This is a genomic window from Sphingomonas sp. 28-62-20 (assembly GCF_002281505.1).
The window spans coordinates 39,776-61,533 of the sequence record NZ_NCGH01000006.1; the positions used below are offsets into that span (position 1 = coordinate 39,776).

At 61.7% G+C, this 21,758-nt stretch carries 24 protein-coding genes and 1 pseudogene; 16 read left to right on the forward strand and 9 right to left on the reverse strand.

All coding sequences use genetic code 11. From position 1 onward, the window contains the following. The first annotated feature begins 239 nt into the window (after window positions 1–239). Both B7Y43_RS05780 and B7Y43_RS05785 read left to right on the forward strand, forming a co-directional pair. Window positions 240–2,831, forward strand: coding sequence for a WD40/YVTN/BNR-like repeat-containing protein (locus tag B7Y43_RS05780; RefSeq protein ID WP_374130673.1), 2,592 nt, complete (start codon window positions 240–242; stop codon window positions 2,829–2,831). Between the two features lie 69 nt (window positions 2,832–2,900). Then, window positions 2,901–3,026, forward strand: a complete 126-nt coding sequence (locus tag B7Y43_RS05785; protein WP_374130674.1) for a hypothetical protein — start codon at window positions 2,901–2,903, stop codon at window positions 3,024–3,026. Window positions 3,027–3,098: 72 nt separating this feature from the next. On the opposite strand, the gene B7Y43_RS05790 is transcribed toward B7Y43_RS05785, so the two are convergent. The 5 genes from B7Y43_RS05790 to B7Y43_RS05810 all read right to left on the reverse strand — a co-directional run bounded on the left by B7Y43_RS05790 (window position 3,099) and on the right by B7Y43_RS05810 (window position 7,286). Further along, on the reverse strand, window positions 3,099–3,476 hold the full coding sequence (locus tag B7Y43_RS05790; protein WP_374130675.1) for a cytochrome c family protein: 378 nt from the start codon (window positions 3,474–3,476) through the stop codon (window positions 3,099–3,101). Window positions 3,477–3,482: 6 nt separating this feature from the next. After that, window positions 3,483–4,082 (reverse strand): ferritin-like domain-containing protein, encoded by a 600-nt coding sequence (locus B7Y43_RS05795; RefSeq protein ID WP_374130676.1) that lies wholly within the window; start codon window positions 4,080–4,082, stop codon window positions 3,483–3,485. Window positions 4,083–4,235: 153 nt separating this feature from the next. Next, a complete protein-coding gene (locus B7Y43_RS05800) occupies window positions 4,236–5,168 on the reverse strand; it encodes an AraC family transcriptional regulator (RefSeq protein ID WP_374130677.1) in 933 nt (310 codons plus the stop codon). A 75-nt stretch (window positions 5,169–5,243) separates the two neighbouring features. Continuing rightward, on the reverse strand, window positions 5,244–5,663 hold the full coding sequence (locus B7Y43_RS05805; protein WP_374130678.1) for a YHS domain-containing (seleno)protein: 420 nt from the start codon (window positions 5,661–5,663) through the stop codon (window positions 5,244–5,246). Between the two features lie 138 nt (window positions 5,664–5,801). Further along, window positions 5,802–7,286, reverse strand: coding sequence for a glycerol kinase (locus tag B7Y43_RS05810; RefSeq protein ID WP_374130679.1), 1,485 nt, complete (start codon window positions 7,284–7,286; stop codon window positions 5,802–5,804). Window positions 7,287–7,469: 183 nt separating this feature from the next. On the opposite strand from B7Y43_RS05810, the gene B7Y43_RS05815 reads away from it, so the two are divergent. Both B7Y43_RS05815 and B7Y43_RS05820 read left to right on the forward strand, forming a co-directional pair. Further along, window positions 7,470–8,609, forward strand: coding sequence for an AI-2E family transporter (locus tag B7Y43_RS05815; protein ID WP_374130829.1), 1,140 nt, complete (start codon window positions 7,470–7,472; stop codon window positions 8,607–8,609). 174 nt (window positions 8,610–8,783) lie between these two features. Further along, the gene (locus B7Y43_RS05820; RefSeq protein WP_374130680.1) at window positions 8,784–9,401 is read left to right on the forward strand and encodes a class I SAM-dependent methyltransferase; all 618 of its coding nucleotides are present in this window, start codon (window positions 8,784–8,786) and stop codon (window positions 9,399–9,401) included. Between the two features lie 152 nt (window positions 9,402–9,553). Here the strand turns inward: B7Y43_RS05820 and B7Y43_RS05825 are convergent, their stop codons facing one another. Both B7Y43_RS05825 and B7Y43_RS05830 read right to left on the reverse strand, forming a co-directional pair. Further along, a complete protein-coding gene (locus tag B7Y43_RS05825; RefSeq protein WP_374130681.1) occupies window positions 9,554–9,763 on the reverse strand; it encodes a DUF2842 domain-containing protein in 210 nt (69 codons plus the stop codon). Then, on the reverse strand, window positions 9,764–10,330 hold the full coding sequence (locus B7Y43_RS05830; protein WP_374130682.1) for a 5-formyltetrahydrofolate cyclo-ligase: 567 nt from the start codon (window positions 10,328–10,330) through the stop codon (window positions 9,764–9,766). A 632-nt stretch (window positions 10,331–10,962) separates the two neighbouring features. Between B7Y43_RS05830 and B7Y43_RS05835 the strand changes: the two genes are divergently transcribed. Together B7Y43_RS05835 and B7Y43_RS05840 are read left to right on the forward strand one after the other, a co-directional pair. After that, window positions 10,963–12,273, forward strand: coding sequence for a hypothetical protein (locus tag B7Y43_RS05835; protein ID WP_374130683.1), 1,311 nt, complete (start codon window positions 10,963–10,965; stop codon window positions 12,271–12,273). Between the two features lie 61 nt (window positions 12,274–12,334). Then, complete coding sequence (locus B7Y43_RS05840; RefSeq protein ID WP_374130684.1) at window positions 12,335–13,135, forward strand: Cthe_2314 family HEPN domain-containing protein; 801 nt, start codon at window positions 12,335–12,337, stop codon at window positions 13,133–13,135. 192 nt (window positions 13,136–13,327) lie between these two features. On the opposite strand, the gene B7Y43_RS05845 is transcribed toward B7Y43_RS05840, so the two are convergent. Beyond that, complete coding sequence (locus B7Y43_RS05845; RefSeq protein ID WP_374130685.1) at window positions 13,328–13,633, reverse strand: cell division protein ZapA; 306 nt, start codon at window positions 13,631–13,633, stop codon at window positions 13,328–13,330. After that, window positions 13,633–13,875 (reverse strand): hypothetical protein, encoded by a 243-nt coding sequence (locus B7Y43_RS05850; RefSeq protein WP_374130686.1) that lies wholly within the window; start codon window positions 13,873–13,875, stop codon window positions 13,633–13,635. The genes B7Y43_RS05845 and B7Y43_RS05850 overlap by 1 nt, the downstream gene beginning before the upstream one ends. A 153-nt stretch (window positions 13,876–14,028) precedes the next feature. Between B7Y43_RS05850 and tkt the strand changes: the two genes are divergently transcribed. The 10 genes and pseudogenes from tkt (at window position 14,029) to thiE (ending at window position 21,755) form a co-directional block, all read left to right on the forward strand. Further along, a complete protein-coding gene (gene tkt / locus B7Y43_RS05855) occupies window positions 14,029–15,993 on the forward strand; it encodes a transketolase (RefSeq protein ID WP_374130687.1) in 1,965 nt (654 codons plus the stop codon). A 13-nt stretch (window positions 15,994–16,006) separates the two neighbouring features. Then, window positions 16,007–17,017, forward strand: coding sequence for a type I glyceraldehyde-3-phosphate dehydrogenase (gene gap / locus B7Y43_RS05860; protein WP_374130688.1), 1,011 nt, complete (start codon window positions 16,007–16,009; stop codon window positions 17,015–17,017). A 5-nt stretch (window positions 17,018–17,022) separates the two neighbouring features. Further along, window positions 17,023–17,508 (forward strand): MOSC domain-containing protein, encoded by a 486-nt coding sequence (locus B7Y43_RS05865; protein WP_374130689.1) that lies wholly within the window; start codon window positions 17,023–17,025, stop codon window positions 17,506–17,508. A gap of 23 nt (window positions 17,509–17,531) precedes the next feature. Beyond that, window positions 17,532–18,692 carry a phosphoglycerate kinase gene (gene pgk, locus B7Y43_RS05870; RefSeq protein WP_374130830.1) on the forward strand — a complete coding sequence of 387 codons (1,161 nt, stop codon included), beginning with the start codon at window positions 17,532–17,534 and terminating at the stop codon, window positions 18,690–18,692. 151 nt (window positions 18,693–18,843) lie between these two features. Beyond that, the gene (locus B7Y43_RS05875) at window positions 18,844–19,023 is read left to right on the forward strand and encodes a hypothetical protein (RefSeq protein WP_374130690.1); all 180 of its coding nucleotides are present in this window, start codon (window positions 18,844–18,846) and stop codon (window positions 19,021–19,023) included. A gap of 112 nt (window positions 19,024–19,135) precedes the next feature. After that, window positions 19,136–19,216, forward strand: a pseudogene (locus tag B7Y43_RS05880) (cold-shock protein); the annotation flags it as partial. Then, on the forward strand, window positions 19,179–19,373 hold the full coding sequence (locus B7Y43_RS05885) for a hypothetical protein (protein WP_374130691.1): 195 nt from the start codon (window positions 19,179–19,181) through the stop codon (window positions 19,371–19,373). The pseudogene B7Y43_RS05880 and the gene B7Y43_RS05885, both read left to right, overlap by 38 nt. A 97-nt stretch (window positions 19,374–19,470) precedes the next feature. After that, entirely contained in the window at window positions 19,471–20,379 is a 909-nt protein-coding gene (locus B7Y43_RS05890) for a class I fructose-bisphosphate aldolase (protein ID WP_374130692.1), read from the forward strand. Next, window positions 20,380–21,072: an O-methyltransferase gene (locus tag B7Y43_RS05895; protein ID WP_374130693.1), complete on the forward strand. Its 693-nt coding sequence runs from the start codon at window positions 20,380–20,382 to the stop codon at window positions 21,070–21,072. Next, window positions 21,069–21,755, forward strand: a complete 687-nt coding sequence (thiE, locus tag B7Y43_RS05900; RefSeq protein ID WP_374130694.1) for a thiamine phosphate synthase — start codon at window positions 21,069–21,071, stop codon at window positions 21,753–21,755. The genes B7Y43_RS05895 and thiE overlap by 4 nt, the downstream gene beginning before the upstream one ends. Window positions 21,756–21,758: the final 3 nt, after the last annotated feature.

Below are 21,758 nucleotides of genomic sequence, written 5' to 3' on the forward strand. Positions count from 1 at the left end.
TGTGCGGCAAGGATTGATTAGGGCGGGTAAACGTTAACTCTGGTCAGCCGCGATGACGAAAAGTCGGGCGGCAACAGGAGAGAACGCACCCATCAGCACGACATCGGCACAGGCCTGCGCCGCTGACGTTGCTGGTCCCCGACCAATTAATTTCCGCCGCTGCCACCGCTCGTCCGTCCACGCCAATGGCGCGGGCCGAGCGATTGAATGGCTGTGCCAAAAAAACTGGGAGAATTTTCATGATTTCAATTCGTTCCATCACGGGCAGTGCCAGCATTTCGGCATTTTCGGCTGCTGCGCTGGCAGCCAATCCCGCCACTGTCGCGACAGCCGTCGCAACCGCAGCGACCGTCGTCGTGGTGGCTGCAGCCAGCGTCGGTGCCTTCAAGCCAACTGACGCCGGGCCTGATCAGTCGATCACCTTGCCGGACAATCGGGTTGTGCTGTCGGCGCGCTCAAATGGCACGCGGGTGGAGTGGCGGCAGATCGGTGGCCCGGTTGGTGCGATCATCGCCTCGCCGACATCGCTGGCGACCAGCGTTACGTTGCCACGGGCAGGGACGTACACGTTCGAAATTTGGTCACGCAAAGTGGCTGACAAGGTGATCGGGTCTGATCGCGTCAGGATTACTGTTCGCCCAGCGCCAGCAGGAACGCCTGGGGTGCCGGTATGGAAGCCGCTGGCGATTGGCGCTGGCGGGTTCATCACCGGTATCGATCTCCACCGTGACGGCATCGAACGCGTCATCCGTACCGATACCTATGGCGCGTATCTATGGGCCAATGACAAGTGGAACCAGCTGGTCACCGCCACCAGCATGCCAGCAGACGAACGCCTGCCAAATGGCGGCGGCGTTACTGATGTGGTCATCTCGCCGACCAACACGCAGCGGCTCTACATGTATTACAACAGCCGCTTCTATCGCAGCGATAACAAGGGCGCGAGCTGGACGCGCAGTGCCGGTTTCGGTGAATCGGCGGCCAACGCCAATGACGATTATCGCACCGGCAGCTACAAGATCGCGGTCGATCCGATCAACGCCGACATCGTCTATGTCGGCACGCGCGACGATGGCTTGCGGCGCAGCAGCGATGGTGGCGTCACCTGGACCACGGTCGGGGAAATCCCCGTCGGGTTGCACCGCTTTGACGCGCAGGGCCGTGTGACGGATACGGGCGGCGGCATCAGCGTGTTCTTCGATCCAGCCGGAGGGCGCACCGGCAGCCAGACGAGCGTCGTCTACGCATCGTCCTGGGGCAACGGCATCTGGCGATCGGCCAATGGCGGCGGCGGCTGGGTCAAGATCGCCGACGGCAACAACAGCCCGATCCAGGGGTGGCGATCGGAAATCGCCAGCGACGGGACGCTGTTCGCGATCGACAAGCCAAATGGCAGCGGCGCGGTGTGGCGCTATCGCGGCGGGGTCTGGACCAATGTGTCGCCCGCCAACAACCTGCAAACGGTGACGATCGATCCGACCAATCCCAATCGGGTCTATGTCTTTAGCGGCTCTGGCGAGCCGTGGCGGACGGTCGATGGCGGCGCGACATGGACCAGGCTCGATACGCCCGGCGTGCGCACCGCGGCCGGTGACGTGACCTGGCATGCCTGGACGAGCGAAGATTTCTTCTCGACCGCGCAGGTGCATTTCGATCCAAAAATCCCCGGCAAGATCTGGATCGCGCAAGGCATCGGCGTATGGACCGCGCAAGTTGACGACACAACCCGCAAGGTGACCTGGCAGGCGACGAGCCGCGGCGTCGAGCAGCTCGTCATCAACGACATCATCGCCCCGCCGGGTGGCCAGCCCGTGACGGCGGCGTGGGACCGCGCCATTTTCTACAGCGAATCCTTGAACCAATTCCCCGCCACGCACGGCCCTGCCTTCAATTTCAACAGCGCCTGGGATCTCGATTGGAGCCCGGCCAACCCCCGGTTCATCGTCGCCAATACCTCTGATCACCGCTATTGCTGCACTGATCAGGGCGATCCGACCCAGGCCGGCTGGTCAATCGATGGCGGCAAGAACTGGACCACCTTTGCCAGCTTCCCGCAGATCGACACGTCGATCAATCCCGACAACCCAACCATCCGGCTGGGCTTCCCGCAGCAGCGTTTCGGCTTTGGCGACATTGCCGTTGCCGCCAACACCATCGACAATATCATCTGGCTCCCCAGCTGGAATCGCCAGCCGGCCTATACCCTTAATCGCGGTGCCAGCTGGTCGATTGTCCGGCTGCCGGGCGAGGTGAATGGCGAATATAATTCCCACTTCGCCAATTTCCTGAACCGCAAGGTGCTCGCCGCTGATCGTGTCCTGCCCTCGACCTTTTATTACTATAACGCTGCCGGCACGAATATTCAGGGCGTGTGGCGCACCAGTGATGGCGGCAAAAGCTGGGCGCGGTTGTTTGTCGGCGAAATCACCAATTTCTCGGTCTTCAACGCGACCTTGAACTCAGTGCCGGGCAAGGCAGGCCACCTGTTCTTCACTCCCGGCCCGTTGAGCGGCGATCCTGATGTCCCGCTGCGGCGATCGGTGGATGGCGGCGCGACCTGGACCGATGTGCCCGGCATCTCCCGCGTCCATGCCTTTGGCTTTGGCAAACCCAAGGTCGCAGGCGGCTATCCGACGATTTTCGCCGCGGGCACGGTCAACGGCCAATATGGCATCTACCGATCAACCGACGAAGGCGCGTCCTGGCAATCCATGGGCTTCCCGAACAACAGCCTGGACACCGTTCGTACGATTGATGGCGACAAAAATGTGTTCGGTCGGGTGTTTGTCGGCTTTGCTGGTTCAGGCGCGACCTATGGCACAATGAACTGAGGCCTGAGTTGATTGCGACGGGGCCGGTCCCAGGACCGGCCCCGTTTCTTTGTCCATCCAGCCCCCGGCATGGAAACGACCGAGGCCGAGCTGCAAGCCTGGGGGAAGGCGCGGTTGGCGATCTTCAAGACGCTGGTGGCGATCCGGTTTGTGAAGGAGACGCTGCCGAGGAATGGGAATGGGGGGGATTTTTGAGGAGGGATTTGAAGGGGTTGTTTGAGGACCGGGTGGGAGTGGCGGCTTGAGCGAAAGGTTAGCAGGCGCAGATCAGCGTTTCGGCGGCGACGGTGATACCGACGCCAGATACCCGATAATCAACGCCCGCTTGTCTGCATCCGGTACCATCAGATACATTTTACTGCCCTGTGCAAATTTTTGCGGGTTTTGCAGCCAACTATCCAGCCGGGCCGGGGTCCATACGCCTGCCAGCTTTTTGATTGCGGACGAAAAGGGATAGCCCGGTGCGGTCGCTATCCGCCGACCAACGACTCCGCGATGCGCGGGGCCGATCCGGTTGGCGTCCAGCGAGTGACAACCGCCGCATTTCGCCTGATACAGGGCCTGGCCGTCAGCGGGGGCTTGGGCGGTGGCAAGGCCCCCCGTCCCGAGCATCAATATGCCCATGCCAAGCGAAATGCGGCGCATCGTCAATCAACCGAATAGATAGGCGGCGGCAGGAAGGCTGTTGCCGAGCGCGCCGTTAAGTACCGCCCAATGCACGGCTTCGTCGGTGGAAAGCTGCGCGAACAACGTCGCCGTCGATCGATCCTTCAACGCCGCGACCTGACCGACATAGGCATTGGTCGCACCCTGTTCGAGGCCAGCCGCCAGTTTGACAACGTCACCCTCGGTTTTCAGCGCGCCAAGGTTAAGCTCCTTAACATATTCGGCATCGGTTTTGGGCTCGACGGGCTTACCGCCTGCCTTAACGATCAGATTTGCCAGCGAATCACGGTGGCCCTTGTGATGGCCAAGAAATACCAAGGCAACTTTCAGCGTGCCGGGCGTCAACAAGCCGCTTCCGCCCGCGATCGTGTACGCAGCGATGCCTTCATGCTCCAAGGCGAGCGCGCCCTGCAAAATGCCCACATCGCCGCCCCCTGCAGCCTTCGCCTGACGCTTAACGGCGGCGGCGGTGGCAGGGGCGTTCAGAAACGCAAGCGCGGTCATACCCGCAGTGGCGATGCCCGCTGTCCGCAGAAAATCGCGGCGGGGATTGGTCAGATCGGTTTCGGGGGTGACGATGGTCATCGGGGTTCTCCTTTATGGAACGGAACAGACGCACAGGCGACCCAGGCGCAAAGCACCAGGGGCTTGCGGCATGAGGTCATGGGGCTGAAGTGAAGGCAATTCGCTGGGTGCAAATTGGGCGTCTGAGTAAAGATTATAAGACGATGGGAGTCGTTATGGGGCGGCGTAGTCTCGCATCAGGCGGCTTGGCGGGCTGCCGAAGCGTTCGGTAAAGGCGCGGGTGAAGGCGGCGGCTGATTGAAAGCCGACCTGAGTCGCAACGACCTTTACAGGCGCCGCACTGCCGCTGATCAGCCGTAACGCGCGTTGCAACCGCCATTCGGCAAGATAGGCCATCGGGGCCACCCCAACGAGTTCACGAAATCGTTCCGCAAACCGGCTTCGCGACATAGCGACAGCGGTCGCAAGGCTGTCGACGGTCCAGTGCCGCGCGACATCAGCATGGATCAGCAAGAGCGCATGGCCGATATGCGGATCGGTGACAGCGTTCATCAACCGGCCAAGATCGGGAGCCTGGGCGATGCCTGCGCGCATAACCTCAATAAACAATACTTCGGACAAGCGGCTGACGGATGCCGTCATGCCCACATCGCCTGAAAACATGCGCCGCACGATCAGCCGGACGATATCGTCCAGCATTGGTCGCTCGGCACGGTCGGCGGCGGTGATATGCAGCAGATTGGGTACTGCATGGAGCAACGGATGGTCTGCCCCTTGCGCGAAATTGAAATGGCCACACACCATCTTGCAGCCTGAACTTTCGGGGCCGTGGCCCAACAAAAAGGGCCCCTTGCCGGTAAAGCCCGAAGCCGCAAAGGCTTCTTCAAGCGCTACTCCCTCATGTTCGGGGTCGCTGGACAATAAATGCGCGCTTCCATTGGGCACCAGCACGAGATCGCCTGGCATCAGCTTGATGCTGCTGCCGTCGCCAAGCGTGACATGGCATTCGCCCTGCACCACCATATGAAACCGCGCTGCCCGCTCAAAACTAGGCACTTGGATGCCGAAGGGCGGGCGAAAATCAGTGGAGAAATACAACGCGGCGCGCAACTCGACCGTGTCGAGAATGTCGCTGAGAACGTCCATGCCGGCAGGTCTCCTCAAGTAATGCGGATATAGCGGGAACTGGGCGACGTTGACAGCGCCGCCCAGTTCGAGACTTCACAGCGTTGTGGCATCCTTTTCAGCAATGTCGGTCCACGCTTTATCGGCCTTGGCGATCGTGCCGCCAATGTCGGCGAGGAAGGCAGCCTGGATATCTGCGTTCAGATTTAGATGCAGGCGGCCATCGACGATCGCAAACATTTGAGGATCGCCGTCAAACTTCTTTCCGACCGATACGCCATAAGCGCAGAAACCGCCAAAGCTTGGCAAATATTTGCCGGGATTGGCCGAAAACAGATCAGCGTTGGTCTGGCTTGTGAAGTAATAGGTCGCTCCGCCTTCGACGACGGCGAACTTGGCCGAACCAGCAACCGGTGCAGACCCTTGCGTATAGCTGACAGCGTCATAGCCGCGCAAGGCAAGGGGGAAGCCGGTGGTGATCAGTCCGGTCGAGAGATTGAGGGCAGGGTTGGTCATTTCGAGCGTCTTTCATAAGGGCGCCGAAACCATTTCGGCACCGCCATTCGATGCCGAGTTCTGGACGACGTGTATATATCACTCCATTTAATCGGGATTAATGGCCATATAGATGGGACGATCTGCAATGTTTAAGGCTTAATTGACCGTTTCAATCACTGATTTTACCGCTGCCGCCCATCCGTCGAGTCGTTTCATGCGGGTGCCTTGGTCGATGCCCGGCTGGAACACCTCCACCGCGCCGCGCATCGCGCTTGCTTCCTCCAGCCCGCTGAACAGCCCGCTCCCCACGCCGGCCAGCATCGCGGCGCCCAGCGCAGTCGTCTCGGCGAAGGCGGGGCGTTCCACGGTGATGCCCAGAATGTCCGCCATGTCCTGCGCCATCCAGTTGTTGGCGACCATGCCGCCGTCGATGCGTAAGGAAGCCCAATCGACCCCGTCTGCCGCGAACGCGGTTTTCAGGTCATGCGCCTGGTGCGCCATCGCCTCCAGCGCGGCGCGGACGATGTGCGCGCGGGTGTTGGTGAAGCTCAGGCCGGAAATGCTCGCGCGCGCCTCTGGCTGCCACCACGGCGCGCCCAGGCCGGATAGGGCAGGGACCAGATAGACCCCGCCATTATCGGCCACGCTGCGGGCGAGCGCCTCGGTCTCCGCGGCGGTGCCGATCAGCCCGATCGAATCGCGCAGCCATTTGATCAGGCTGCCCGCCACGAACACCGATCCCTCCAGCGCATAGGCGCGCTTGCCGTCTAGCTGCCACGCGACGGTGGAGAGCAGCCGGTGGTGCGACACGGGCGGGATCGCGCCCGCCTGGGTCAGGATGAAGGCGCCGGTGCCAAAGGTCGCCTTGGTCTCGCCGGGCTGCAGGCAGGATTGGCCGATCGCCGCCGCCTGCTGGTCGCCCGCCATACCGCAGATCGGGATGGCCGCGCCGAACAAGGTCGTCTCGCCAAAGCGCCCGGCGCAGTCGACAATCTCGGGCAGCGCACGGGCGGGCGCGCCGAACAGGTCGATCAGCCCATCGTCCCACCCGCCGCTGCCAATCGCCATCAGCGCGGTGCGGCTGGCGTTGGTCGCGTCGGTGATGTGCAGGCCGCCCCGGTTTTCAGTGGCGGTCAATTTCCAGATCAGCCAGCTTTCGACCGTGCCGATCGCGAGCCGGTCTCCCGCCTCCTTCAGGTGCGGCCAATTGGCCATCGCCCAACCAATCTTGGAGCCGCTGAAATAGGGATCGAGCAGCAGCCCGGTCTTGGCCTGCACGGCGGCCTCATGCCCCGCTTCTTTCAGGTCGCGGCAGATGCTCGCGGTGCGGCGGTCCTGCCAGACGATGGCGGGGGCGAGCGGCTCGCCGGTGGTCTTGTCCCAGAACACCACCGTCTCGCGCTGGTTGGTGATGCCAATCGCGGCGATGCGGTCTGCGCCGCCCGCCTCAGCGATCACCGCCTCAGTCACTGCCAGGCTGTGGCGCCAGATTTCGCCCGCATCATGCTCCACCCAGCCGGGCTGCGGATAATGTTGGGTCAGCTCAATCGCCCGGGTGGCGATACATTCGCCGCCCGGCGTCAACAGCATTGCCCGGGTTGAGGTGGTGCCCTCATCGATCACAAGAAGATAGTCGCGCATAAGCGTGATGCTAGCCGGGATTACAAGCGAGTGGAATGCCGCTAGAATGGCCCGATGGAACAAACGCCTGGACCCATTGAACGATCCGACGATGATCTGCCGCCGCGGCCTGTTAGCGGCGATGTGCAGGCAGTGCCTGGCGGCGGGCTTGGCCTTGCCGCGTCGGGGGAGGCGGCGGTGGCGATGGATGAAGACGCGCGGCGGCGCGATCGATTGCTGGCCGCGCTCACCTTGATCGCAGGGCTCGGGCTGGCGCTGGCTTTGCCTTTTGCGTTGAAGGCGGGGGCGGAGTTTTTCCTCCCCGTCACGGCGGCGTTGGTGATTGCTGTTGCGCTGGTGCCCGTGCTCGAATGGCTGGAACGGCACCGGATGCCAGCGGCGCTCGCCTCGCTTACCTGCGTGCTGCTGTTCCTGGCAGCGGCGAATATCGCGCTGGCAGCGATCATCGTGCCGGCGGTGCAGTTTTTCCGGATGCTGCCTGAGCGAATCGGGCAGATTCAAATGAACATCGCCCCGCTGCTCGATCTCTATTCCAGCCTCAACAAATATGTTGATGATACCGCGATGAAGCTCGCGGCCGGCGGTGCCCAGAAAATGGCGCGCGTTGCCGAGGCGACCAGCGTGCCACCACGCTCGCTGGTGGAACTGGTCGCGAGCACCGCGCCAACGGTTTTCATCCAGATATTTTTCGGCACGCTGGTGGTGTTCTTCTTCTTGTCGGGCTGGACGCGGCTGCGGCGGCGGACGATCACCAGCCGATCGAGCTTTGACGGCGCAATGGCGACCGCGCGGGTGATCCAGGATGTGGTCGACGATACGTCCTCCTATCTGGGCACGATTACGGTGATCAACCTGTCGCTTGGGCTGTTCGTCGCCTTTGCCGTCTGGCTGATGGGGATGCCCTATCCGCTGATGTGGGGCGGCATCGTCGCGCTGCTCAATTATGTGCCCTATTTCGGCCCGATCGTCGCCGCGCTGCTGCTCGCGCTGGGCGGGTTGATGGTGTTCACTGATATTTGGGTGGCGCTGATCCCGGCCTTCATTCTCATTGGCGCGCATTTGATCGAAGCCAACGCGATCACCCCCTTCATTGTTGGTCATCGGCTGACAATAAACCCGATCATGATATTGATTTCATTGAGTTTTTGGGGCTGGGTCTGGGGCACGCCAGGGGCGCTGCTCGCGGTGCCATTGCTGATTATTTTGCAGACGGTGATCGGGGCGGCCGGGCAGCCGGATATTGCCGGATTCCTGTTTGAACATGGCACGCTTGATCAGCAGCGGCGGCGTGACGAACGCGCATCGCGGCCGTCATCGCCCTGATCCTTTGCGAGGATGGTTGACACCACCCGGCACCTCAACTAGGTGCCGCGCCTCACGCTTTATAAGCGGGTGTAGCTCAGTTGGTTAGAGCGCCGGCCTGTCACGCCGGAGGTCGCGGGTTCGACGCAGGGCGAGGCCGGCGACTTTACCCGGCGCTATGTGCTCGATTCGGCCATGCGCGCGCGAATCGAGGGGCAGGGATTTTCCCGCGCGCTCGATATCGGCTGTGGCGAGGGTCGGTTCTGCCGGATGATCGCCCCGCATGTCAGCGCCGCCACGGGGATTGATCCAGCGCCATCGCTGATCGCCGAAGCCATTCGCCGCGATCCGGCAGGCGATTACCGGCTGGGCCGCGCGGAGCAACTCGATTTTGCCGATGGGGCGTTCGATCTCGTCATTTCCTATCTGTCGCTGATCGACATTGACGATATCGACACCGCAATTGCGGAAATGGCGCGGGTGCTCGCGCCGGGCGGGATGCTGCTGATCGCCAACCTCAATAGTTTTAACACCGCCGCGGTGCAGGGCGGCTGGCAGCAGGATTGGCGGGGCGGCAGCCGCTATTTCGCGATCGATGATTACCTAATCACCCGGCCGACCCGCGCTGCGTGGCGCGGGATTGATGTCGTCAACTGGCATCGGCCGCTATCGACCTATTTCACGTTGTTGATCGATGCTGGTTTGCGGCTGACCTTTTTCGACGAACCAGCACCGACCGGGGGCGATCCGGCCAAGGCCGATCGCTATCGCCGCGCGCCCTATGCCCATGTCATGACGTGGCGGCGCGCTTAGAGCATCGTGCTGACGTTAGGTCGATTGACCCTCACATCCGTTCGGCCCCGGATCAGGTCCGGGGGAAGTCGAAGCCCACGCGCTTCGCATGCCCTTCGACTTCGCTCAGGGCGAACGGCGTATGGTTTGGTTCAATCCAAAGCCATCAGGCTCTAGACCCGCCAGCGCCCCGTTTCCATCCAGCGCAGCAGCGGTTTCATCGGCACGATCCAGATAATCCCGACAAAGGCATAGAACAGCATCTGGGCAAGGACCGGCCAGCCCGACACCGTCTCCGCCAAATTCGCGATCAGCACGGCCCAGATGAAGATCGACGCGATCATCATCAGCGCGCCCGCAGGTTTACGCCAGCTTGGGGTCATTCAGCGCGGCTCCGGTCCGTTCCAGCCATATTCGTCGATGACGCCGTGGAGAGGCACATCCCACGGATCGACCGGTACCGCCTCTGCGCGCTGGATGGACCAGGCGACGCCAATTCTCAATACCGCCGCAAGGGCAGCAAAGGCGCGGTCATAATAGCCAGCCCCCTGGCCAAGCCGGTTCAACTGGCGATCAAAGGCGATCAGCGGCGTCAGGATGATGTCGGGCGACAGGGCAGGGGCATCGGCCGGGGGCTGGCGCAGTCCAAAGGGGCCGTCCACCAGCGGCGCACCCGGTCGCCAGGCCAGGAAGCGCATCGGCGCTGCCCGTGTCGTGATGTGCGGCAGGGCGATCTGGCAGCCCGCCTGATGCGCGGCCAGGGTCAGCAGGCCCGGATCGGCCTCATCCGCCATCGCCACATAGCTGGCGACCACGCTTGTCGGCTGCACTTTGTCGAGAAATTCGCGGGGCGGGATGATCGGCGGCGCAACGGCGGCATAGGCCAATCGCTTGGCCCGCATCCGGGCGCGCAGGTCAGACTTTTCTGCAGCCGTTTCTGCCTGCACCATCATCATCCCCGGCCGGGAGCGGTGGCGGGACCGCCATGGCCGTTTGCCTGAATATCCTCTGACGCCGGTAACGTCAGGTGGGGGCCATTTTCTCGGACCAGGATCCGCGAAGGGACAGCCCCCCAGGATGAAGAATCGCCTCAGGGATGTTCGTGAAGCTCGTACCGGGCAGTACCCGCCACTTGCCTAGGTAGGCGCTTTGTGTGGGTTACTCAAGGGCGGCGATGGGGGGGCGGGCGATGCCACTTGGCGCCTGCGGGAGCCCAACGACTTATAACTTATGTTGGGCCAGCAGCAATCCGTCAGCTTCTAGCGCTCGACCTGCGAAAGCCGCCATGCGCGAAACTGGCAAGCGACTGTTAATCGAGAGTTCATGGGATCGAACCCCATCGGACCCGTCACTGCTTTTCTCGATCATAATAAGCCCCGAACAGGCTGAACGGCAAGGATAGTTCTTCGGTTCGAAGACCATGTTCTTAATTATAGTGCAACCAATCGGCCCACTCGCTGGGAGCAGATCACCGGTACTCCAATCTAAATGCTTGATAGGTGTGGACAACCCACGTCTTTATCAAGCCTTCCTCTTGCCGCCCAAACGAAATTACGCCTAGGATGGATCGAGGGAGCTTGGCGTGACCTACAAAGCAGTCGAGTTGAGCAAGTTAAATGTCAATCGAGGCAACGATCGGCACGGTGAGCTAGAAAACGAAACCGCCGCAATTGCTTGGCTGTTCACGCACCACCAATCCCAAATGAAAAAGCTCGCTCGCGATATCGCCGTTTCCGGCGGCATCTATGAGGCGCCTCTGGTTTATCCCGAAGGTCAGTCATTCATTGTCTTTGACGGCAACCGCAGAATCACATGCATGAAGTTGCTGGCCAATCCGAAGCGCGCTCCATCGTCCGAGCTACAAAAGTTTTTTTCTGGCTTGAAAGCTGAATGGAGCGGGTCATTTCCGACCAAAATTACATGCCGCGTTGAGACCGATCGCGACAAGATCGATGAGATATTGTTCCGCCGCCATACCGGGAGCCAGGGTGGGGTCGGACAGGCCAACTGGGATGGCCGGATGAAAACCACCTTCGTCAATCGGACTGGCAAGGGTGGTGGCCTAAACGTCGCGGACGAAATCGAAGAGCGCCTTGCGCAAGCCAACCTTCTGCCAGATCGCAAGAAAGTGCCTCGCAGCAACCTCAACCGGCTGCTGTCCGCTGAGCCATTCCGAAACAGAGTCGGCATTTCTGCGTCTAAGGGAAAATTCCAGTTTATCCGCAAGGAAGAAGCGGTCCTGCCCGCTCTCGCCCGGATCGTCGACGACCTCGCAAATCGCCGGATCACACTCGACGATGTTTGGGATGTTGATCGCAAATCCGATTATCTAGACGCACTGGAGAAAGAGGGCATCCTCCCGTCAGCGGCAGATGCAATCGACGCCGGTGGCAAGAAGGCCGCGAAGGGAAAAGCGGATAAGCCCACGGCAAAGCCGAAAGCTCAAAAACCTCAGCGTCGCACGCGCCTCATTCCGGATGTAGATTACGGTGTAGCGTGGTCCGGGCGTTTGCAACGACACCGCGCTATCTGGGAAGAGCTTCAGTTCAACCTAGAACTTGAGTCACACCCTAACGCCATTGCTGTCCTTTGCCGTGTCCTCATCGAACTCTCGGTCGATAATTACATCAGGCAGGCAAGCCTCACGACCGTCGTTGAGCCGGACGCGCTGGTCAAAAAGCTTGTAGGCTGCGCAGAGGACTTAGGTGCAAAAGGAAAGGTGGCGAAACGCTATCTGGAGGTGGTCCGAAAAGCCCGGAACATGGACGCCATCATCTCTGTCGATACCCTGAACAAATACGTTCATTCGTCGAGCCTTGCCCCGGCCCCCGATCATCTGACGGCCATCTGGGACACGTTCGCCGAGCTTATCGTTCACTGCCTCAATGAGTGAATGCCAGACTGAGTATGTCGGTGGTGACGAACAGAAGCCTAAGAGAGCGCGAACCCGCTTTTTGAAACGCTTCATCATGTCCTCAGACATGCATAGCTTTATCGGCCGTGTGTATGGACTCAGCATCGTTAGCTTGAATTTCGACAGCTATGACGGGCTGGCACAGTACCCGGACTGCAAATATGCGATCGACACCAACTACTGGCTGACGGGTCTAGCGCAGCGGGTTGAGTCGCTCAACATGGTTGGCGACATGCTTTGGCTTGACCCTGTGCCGAAGAATTTTCGCGATCTTGCTCTAACCCGCTACCAGTGGCTCACCGTCACCACGGACGTATTTCTGACGCGCTATATTTCTGTCATCGACTGCGCACTCCTCTTGGTGAACGAGGTTTACCGCCTCGGTCTAGAACCTAAAAAATGCACATTGCACAACCTTAAGAAGAGACGGCTTCCAGGCGCTGTCGCGGATCACCTGGGGTTGATGCTCGACGAGCAGGAGGTGCTTCGCAATGAGCGGAACAGCCGGATTCATCACGGCGAAGAACGCGAGTTCACCGATGATGATCAGACTTTCAAAACCGCCTCACTCTTCAACGACAAGTTTCACGGCATGAAGGGTACGGATCGATATGGCCGGCGCATAAATGTTGATCGCTCGTTCAAGGAAGGCTTGGTCAGCATCCAGCGTGACTTCAATCGATCCACGCGCCTGCTCAAGAAGCAATTAGACAATCTCTATGACTTGCTGTGGGAGGAGTTTGAGGATCATTTTGGCCCTCTGATTGCCGCAGCGACCCACGGGTTAAATGCAGGGGCGCGGAGAAACAATACCTCAGCGACGCGCAGGCCCGCGCTATAGGCAAATGCTGAATGTCGGCTCCTGATAAGATCGGCGTTCGACATGTCGCTAGGAAACGGAAGGAAAGTCCCAACGGCCGCCTTTCGTAGGACAGTCTCCGCTAGATGGACGAATGGCCAGTTCCGGGCGCATGTTGAGGCAGGTTCAACGTCCGAAACTGGGGCACCTTCCCAACCCACAACCCCCACCCCACTATCCCAACGCCGCAGCAATCGCCTCCAGCCGATCCGCCAGCCGATCAAGATCAGGCACCGCCGCCCCCCCAACGGCACCAACCGCCACCGCGCTCGGACGTTGCTCGGCCTCGTCAAGGGCATCGGCCAGCATCAGCGCCACGAACAGCATCGATCGTTCGTCACTCAAACCGCCCGACGCGCGCGTTGCGGTTATCCAGCGCGAATCGATCATCGCGGCGATGCGGCGCAGATGATCCTCAGTGCCGTCCTTGCAGGCGACTCGGTGCTGGCGATCGCCGATCTTCAGCATGATTTCGGCCATTATTCTGCCCCCATGGACTGGCGTGTCGACAGGATCATGTCGAGCGCATCGATCGCCTCGGCCACGCGCTGCTTCAACGCGGCATGGCGCTCAGCCAGATCGGAATCACTGGCAGCGCCATCAGCAAGCGGGTTTCCAGCGGGCGCGGGGGCAGCGGGGGGGCGATCGGCCAGGGCCGCTTCGATACGGGTAAGGGCCAGATCAATGCGATCAGCCGCCGACAGGGAATGCACGTCGACCATGGCGTAAGGTAGCAGGACGGCACCGCACGGCAAGCCGCGAATCGATCAGAAGGTTGACGGCGCGGCCTTGCCACAGCAAAGACGCGCCACATCATCCACCTGCCTAGCCCATGATGCGTGCTCCACGCGGGCCGGCAACCCGGGAAGCAACCGATGGGCGTCGCGCCGATAACTCTCGCCAATGCCATTCGCGCGCTTGCGATGGACGGGGTCGAAGCCGCCAATTCGGGGCATCCCGGCATGCCAATGGGCATGGCCGATGTCGCCACGGTGCTGTTCACGCGCCATCTGAAATATGATCCCACCGACCCGAAATGGCCCGATCGTGACCGCTTCGTGCTGTCGGCCGGGCATGGATCGATGCTGATCTATGCGTTGCTGTATCTCACCGGCTATGCCGAGCCGACGATCGAGGACATTCGCAATTTCCGCCAGTTTGGCAGTCCCTGCGCCGGGCATCCGGAGAATTTTGAGCTGCCGGGCATTGAATGCACCACTGGTCCGCTGGGGCAGGGGCTGGCGATGGCGGTCGGCATGGGGATTGCCGAGCGGCATCTGAACGCGGTGTTTGGCGATAGTCTGGTCGATCACCGCACCTGGGTGATCGCCGGCGATGGCTGCCTGATGGAAGGCATCAATCATGAGGCGGTCGGGCTGGCTGGGCATCTTGGGCTCGGGCGGCTGAATGTGTTGTGGGACGATAACCGCATCACCATTGACGGGGCGGTCAGCCTGTCCTCCAGCGAGGATATCCCCGCGCGCTACCGGGCGAGCGGCTGGCACGTCGTTGAATGCGATGGCCATGATGTCGATGATATCGATCGCGCGCTGAGCGAAGCCGCTACTGATCCGCGCCCGTCGCTGGTGCGCTGCCGCACGATCATTGGCAAGGGCGCGCCCAACAAGCAGGGCACGTCGAAAACGCATGGCTCGGCGCTCGGCAAGGATGAAGTCGCCGCCACCCGCGAAGCGCTGGGCTGGCATGCGGCCCCATTTGAGATTCCCGCCGATATCCGCGCGGCCTGGCTCGATTTCGGCAAGCGCGGTGGGGCGGATCGCATGGGCTGGCAGGATCGATTGGCCGCGCATGCCGATCGCGCTGAATTCGAACGCCGGATCGCCGGTGTGGTTGATCTGGAGGATGCAGCGGGCTGGGCCTTTGCCAATTGGGATCGGGTGCCGGTGTCGGTCGCGACGCGCAAATCATCCGAATTCGCGCTTGAAGGGCTGACGGCAGCGATGCCCGAACTGGTCGGCGGATCGGCCGATCTTACCGGCTCCAATCTCACCAAGACCCCGGCGCTCACCGCGATGGCGGCGGGTGATTATGCTGGCCGCTACATCAATTACGGCATCCGCGAATTCGGCATGGCGGCGGCGATGAACGGGATGGCGCTGCACGGCGGGATCATCCCGTTTGGCGGCACTTTCCTGGTGTTTTCCGATTATTGCCGCCCAGCGATCCGGCTCTCGGCGATCCAGCAGGCGCGGGTCGTCTATGTGATGACGCATGATTCGATCGGCGTGGGCGAGGATGGCCCGACCCACCAGCCGGTTGAGCATGTGATGAGCCTGCGGATGATCCCCAATCTGGATGTGTATCGCCCGTGCGATGCGGTTGAGGTGGCGGAATGCTGGGCGCTGGCGGTGGCGGAACAGGGCAGGCCGAGCCTGCTTGCTTTGTCGCGGCAGAATTTGCAGCAGCAGCGTACCGGCGGCGACATGCTGAGCGCGAAAGGCGCTTACCGGTTGCGCGCGGCAACGGCAGCACGGCAAGTCGTGGTGATGGCAACCGGATCGGAAGTGGAAATCGCGGTTGCGGTTGCAGCGGCGCTCGAAGCGCAGGGTGTTGGGGCCGATGTCGTCTCGATGCCGTGCTGGTCGCGCTTCGATGCGCAGGACGCCGCGTATCGCGCCGATGTGATCCCGGCCGATGCGCTGCGGGTCTCGATCGAGGCAGGCGTTACGCTCGGCTGGGAACGCTATACCGGCGACAATGGTTTGCGCTTTGGCATTGACAGCTTTGGGGCGTCCGCGCCGATCAAGGCGCTTTATGCGCATTTCGGGCTGACGGCTGAGGCGATCACGCCGCAGATCGTGGCAAAATTACAGAAGTGACGGAGAAATTTCGATGACGGTCAAGGTGGCGATCAACGGGTTCGGGCGCATCGGTCGCCTGGTCGCACGCGCAATGCTTGAACAGTGCAATACTGGGCTTGAACTGGTGTCGATCAACGATCTCGCCGATGCCAAGGACAATGCCTGGCTGTTCTCGCGCGACAGCGTCCACGGCAAGTATCCGGGATCGGTTTCGGCTGAGGGCAATGACCTAGTCGTTGACGGCAAGCGCATCCGCGTGACCGCCGAGCGCGACCCCGCCAATTTGCCGCACAAGGAATTGGGCGTTGATCTAGTGCTGGAATGCACCGGCTTTTTCACAGATCGTGCGAGCTGCCAGAAGCATCTCGATGCGGGCGCAAAGAAAGTGCTCATTTCGGCACCGGGTAAGGGCGTCGATCTGACCGTTGTGTTCGGCGTCAACCACGACATGCTGACCGCGGATCACGTAATCGTCTCCAACGCCTCGTGCACCACCAATTGCCTTGCCCCGGTCGCCAAGGTGCTCAACGATGCGATCGGGATCGAACGCGGGCTGATGACCACGGTCCATGCGTACACAAACGACCAGAAGATCCTCGATCAGGTCCATAGCGACCCGCGCCGCGCACGCGCCGCCGCCATGTCGATCATCCCGACGACGACGGGCGCTGCTCGCGCTGTTGGCGAAGTGCTGCCTGAGTTGAAGGGCAAGCTCGACGGTTCGGCGATCCGCGTGCCGGTGCCGGACGTTTCCTTGATCGATCTGACCTTCACGCCCAAGCGCGACACCACCAAGGACGAGGTCAACGCGATCCTCAAGGCGGCATCCGAAAGCGGACCGCTCAAGGGCATCCTTGCCTATACCGACGAACCGCTCGTTTCGATCGACCTGATGCACGATCAGGCATCCTCGACCGTCGACAGCCTGGAAACTGCTGTCATCGACGGCAAGCTGGTTCGGGTTGTCAGCTGGTACGACAATGAATGGGGCTTCTCGAACCGCATGGTCGATACGGCGAAGGCCATGGCGGCGTTCCTCTGATTGCCATGGGAGCGCGCGGTCAGGGCATCGTTGCGGGCATTGCCCGTCACGCTTCTCCGCGCGCGCCGATGGAAGAGATTGAGCGCGCGACGATCACCCCGGAATTCGGGGTGGAGGGGGACTGCAAGGGGCGCTTCAAGCCTGGCGGCCGCAACCGGCGGCAGGTCACGCTGGTCGAGCGACAGGACTGGGACTCGGCAATGGCCGAGCTCGGGGTAAGCCATCCCTGGTCGGCGCGGCGGGCAAACATATTGGTCGACGGGCTCGATCTGCCACAGGTTGCAGGGACGGTGCTGCGGATTGGCGAGGTCCGGCTGATGGTGATGGTCGAATGCGATCCCTGCCAGCGGATGGATGCGATCGAGCCCGGGCTTCAGGCGGCGCTAAAGCAGGATTGGCGCGGTGGCGTTTGCACGCGCGTGCTGTCCGGCGGGGTGATTGCGGTTGGCGATGTGATCATGGTCGATCAAGTGATGGAGACAATAGCGTGAAACCGTTCCGCACGCTGGATGACATGGGCGATATCACCGGCAAGCGCGTGCTGGTGCGCGAGGATTTGAACGTGCCGATGGAGGGTGATCGGGTGACCGACGACACCCGGCTGCGCGCGACCCTGCCTACGGTAACCGAGCTGGCAGATCGCGGGGCGATCGTCCTGGTCCTTTCCCATTTCGGTCGTCCAAAGGTGCCGAGCGCCGACACTTCGCTTGCGCGGGTCAGGCCGGCCTATGCCGCTGTGCTTGGCCGCCCGGTCAACTACATCGATTGGGAAGGCGATGCCGCCGCCGTCGCCGCGCTGCAGCCGGGCGATATCGCCGTGCTTGAGAATACTCGCTTCTTTGGCGGTGAGGAAAAAAATGATCCCGCGACTGTCGCGCGCTTCGCCGCGCTGGGCGATCTTTATGTGAACGATGCCTTTTCAGCGGCGCACCGCGCCCATGCATCAACCGAGGGACTGGCACATGTCCTGCCCGCCTTTGCCGGGCGCGCGATGGAGGCAGAACTTGATGCGCTGGAAAAGGCACTTGGCAACGCTGACCACCCTGTTGCGGCGGTGGTCGGCGGGGCCAAGGTGTCCAGCAAGCTCGATGTGCTGACGCATCTGGTCGATAAGGTAGATCACCTCATCATCGGCGGTGGCATGGCCAATACTTTTCTCGCGGCGCGCGGCGTCGATGTCGCCAAGTCGCTGTGCGAACATGATCTGATCGCGACGGTCGAGGGGATTTTTACCGCCGCCGACCGCGCGCATTGCACGATTCATCTGCCCTATGATGTTGTTGTATCAAAAGAGTTCGCGGCCAACCCGCCGAGTCTGCGGACCTGCAACGTCCACGAAGTTGCTGCCGATGAGATGATCCTTGATATCGGCCCTGCTGCGACCGAAGCGCTTGCCGATGTGCTCAAGACCTGCCGAACCCTGGTCTGGAATGGCCCGCTCGGCGCGTTCGAGACGCCGCCCTTCGATACTGCAACGGTGGCGCTGGCGAAAACGGCAGCCGCCCTGACCAAGGATGGGTCGCTCGTCTCGGTCGCAGGCGGGGGGGATACCGTGGCGGCCCTTAATCAGGCAGGTGTGGCGGATGATTTCAGCTTCGTTTCGACCGCCGGCGGCGCGTTTCTGGAATGGATGGAGGGCAAGCAACTCCCCGGCGTGGCGGCGTTGAAGCACTGATCAGTGGCATTGCCATTATTCATATGACTATTGATGCGACAAATCCCGCCAACTGTGCTATTGCCTCCGCATCACTCGAGTACCCCTTCTTTTTCTCCCGTGACTGAGAGACCTGCGCGCTCCCGTAACAAGCCCAGTTGGAGCGGCGCCTTTGGACCTCAATTATCTTTTTCGGCGCGAGCAGATTTCGCTCGTTAATGCCCAGCGCGCGAACGGGCGCAATGCCCGTGCGGCCCATGCGGCTTTGGCCCGCGGCTATGCGGCGCAAATCGCGACGCGCCACGGGCTTTATCGTTTTCGCAAGGCGCCAGTGAAGCCGCTGGCCGGGTAATCCGCTTCGGCGCATCGGCCGGGGCCGGGCGATGCGCCGTCTTCTTTATATCGGCCCCAACCGGCTTGCATGATTGAAACGTGCCGCCGGATCTACTCAAGGAACTACGACTATGCCGATTGGCACCGTGAAATTTTTCAACGCCGACAAGGGCTATGGCTTCATCGCACCGGAAGACGGCGGCAACGACGCAGGCTGCCGCCGATGCTGCCACGGCAACGCTCGACAATGTTCGCGACCGCTATTTGCGCGCTGCCAAGGCATGGGATGAGATGGCGAGCCGCGCTGAAAAGACCGCAGAGCGCCGTGCCGTCAACGAAGACGCCAAAATGGCGGCGGAACCCGCCTAAAGACCATTGTTTTTTTCCGCTTTTGGGGCGTTGCCCCTTTGTTGCCGCGCCGCTAACAGCCGCAGGGGCTTGGTGATGCAAACAAGGGGGAACATCGATGACGCCGACCGTGAAGGCTATTCTTGCCAATTACGAGTCTGACAATCCCGGTGTGAAATCCAATCTCGCGCGAATCCTGATGCAAGGTCATCTTGGTGGTACGGGTAAGCTGATTATCCTGCCGGTCGACCAGGGTTTCGAACACGGCCCCGCGCGGAGCTTTGCCGTCAATCCGGCGGGCTATGATCCGCATTATCATTATCAACTGGCGATTGACGCTGGGCTTTCGGCTTATGCAGCGCCACTCGGCATGCTCGAAGCGGGGGCGGACACATTTGCCGGCCAGATCCCGACGATCCTGAAATGCAACAGCTCGAACAGCTGGGCAGGGGCTGCCAATCAGGCGCTGACGGGCGGCGTTGAGGATGCACTGCGGCTTGGCTGTGCGGCGATCGGCTTCACCATCTATCCGGGTTCGGACGATGTCTTCGACATGATGGAGGAGATTAAAGAGCTGTCTGCCGAGGCCAAATCGGTTGGCTTGCCGACCGTGCTCTGGTCCTATCCGCGCGGCGGCAAATTGCCCAAGAGTGGCGAACTCGCGCTCGATGTCGGTGCCTATGCTGCGCATATCGCCGCGTTGATGGGCGCCCATATCATCAAGGTGAAGCTGCCCAGCGACCATATCGAGCAAGCAGACGCGAAAAAGGCGTATGAGGGCAAGGATTGGTCGAAACAGGCCGATCGGGTCGCGCATGTTACCGATGCCTGTTTCAACGGTCGCCGTATCGTCGTCTTCTCGGGCGGTGCCGCCAAGGGTGAGGACGCGGTCTATCAGGACGCGCGCGACATTCGTGACGGCGGCGGCAACGGGTCGATTATCGGCCGCAACACCTTCCAGCGCCCCCGCGGCGACGCACTGGCGATGCTCGGCAAGCTGGTCGCGATCTACAAAAACGAGGAATAAATGGTCGAGCGGACCGCCGAGCCGGACCCTGCTTGGACGGCGGTCGACAGCTATATCAGCGACAAGCTGCTCGGCGCGGATGCAGTGCTGGCGGCCACGCTCGCTGCCAATGCCGCCGCCGGGCTGCCCGATATCGACGTATCGCCCGCGCAGGGCCGCATGCTGCATGTACTGGCGCGGATGGCGGGGGCGAGGCGAATCCTGGAGATCGGCACGCTTGGCGGCTATTCGACCATCTGCCTTGCCAGGGCCCTGCCTGACGGCGGGCGACTAGTGTCGCTCGAAATTGATCCGCATCATGCCGATATCGCCCGCGCCAATATCGCTGCAGCGGAGTTGGCGGCAATGGTCGATGTCCGCACCGGCGCGGCGCTGGAGACGCTGGACCAAATGATCGCCGCGGGCGAGGGGCCGTTCGACCTGGTTTTCATCGACGCCGACAAGCCTTCAAATGTCGGCTATATGAACGCTGCATTGGCGTTGTCACGCCCAGGGACAACCATCATCGTCGACAATGTCGTGCGCGAGGGCGGGGTGCTTGATGCCACGAGCGATGACCCGCGCATTATCGGCACGCGCGCGCTGTTCGACATGGTAAGCCAAGAACCCCGACTGACCGCCACCGCAGTGCAAACGGTCGGCGCAAAAAAATGGGACGGTTTCCTGCTGGCTATAGTAGGGCCTGCGTCATGATAGACGAAGACGATCCCCTTGGCCCGCTCGACCCCGATTTCGCCGCGCAGTTCAAACGCGATGACCGTCGGCCCGCCTGCCAGCTCTACCTGATTTCGCCGCTCGATGTGAGCGGTGGCTTCCCGGATCGCTTGCGGCGTGCGTTGGGGGCAGGGCCCGTCGCCGCCTTCCAGTTCCGCGCGAAGGACATTGACCAGCATGCGGCCGCTGCGCTTGCCGAGCCGCTGCAGAAAATCTGCGCGGAGCATGACGTTGCTTTCATCATCAATGACAGCATCGCGCTCGCCAAGCGGCTGGGTGCGGACGGCGTGCATCTGGGGCAGGGCGATGGTGACCCGCGTGAGGCGCGCGCTGAGCTGGGGCCTGGCGCGCAGATCGGCGTGACCTGCCACGCCAGCCGCCACCTCGCGATGGAGGCGGGTGAGCGCGGCGCGGATTATGTCGCGTTCGGCAGCTACTTTCCCACCACCACCAAACAGGTCGAGCACCATGCCGAGCCGGTGCTGCTCAGCTGGTGGTCGACAATGTTCGAAATTCCCTGCGTCGCCATCGGCGGGATTACGCCTGCCAATGGTCGCCCGTTGGTCGAGGCTGGCGCTGATTTCCTGGCCGTCTCGCAAGCGGTGTGGGGCGGGGACGAGGAAGCGGCGGTCAAGGCCTTTGCCGCGGTGCTCGCCCGGTAGCGG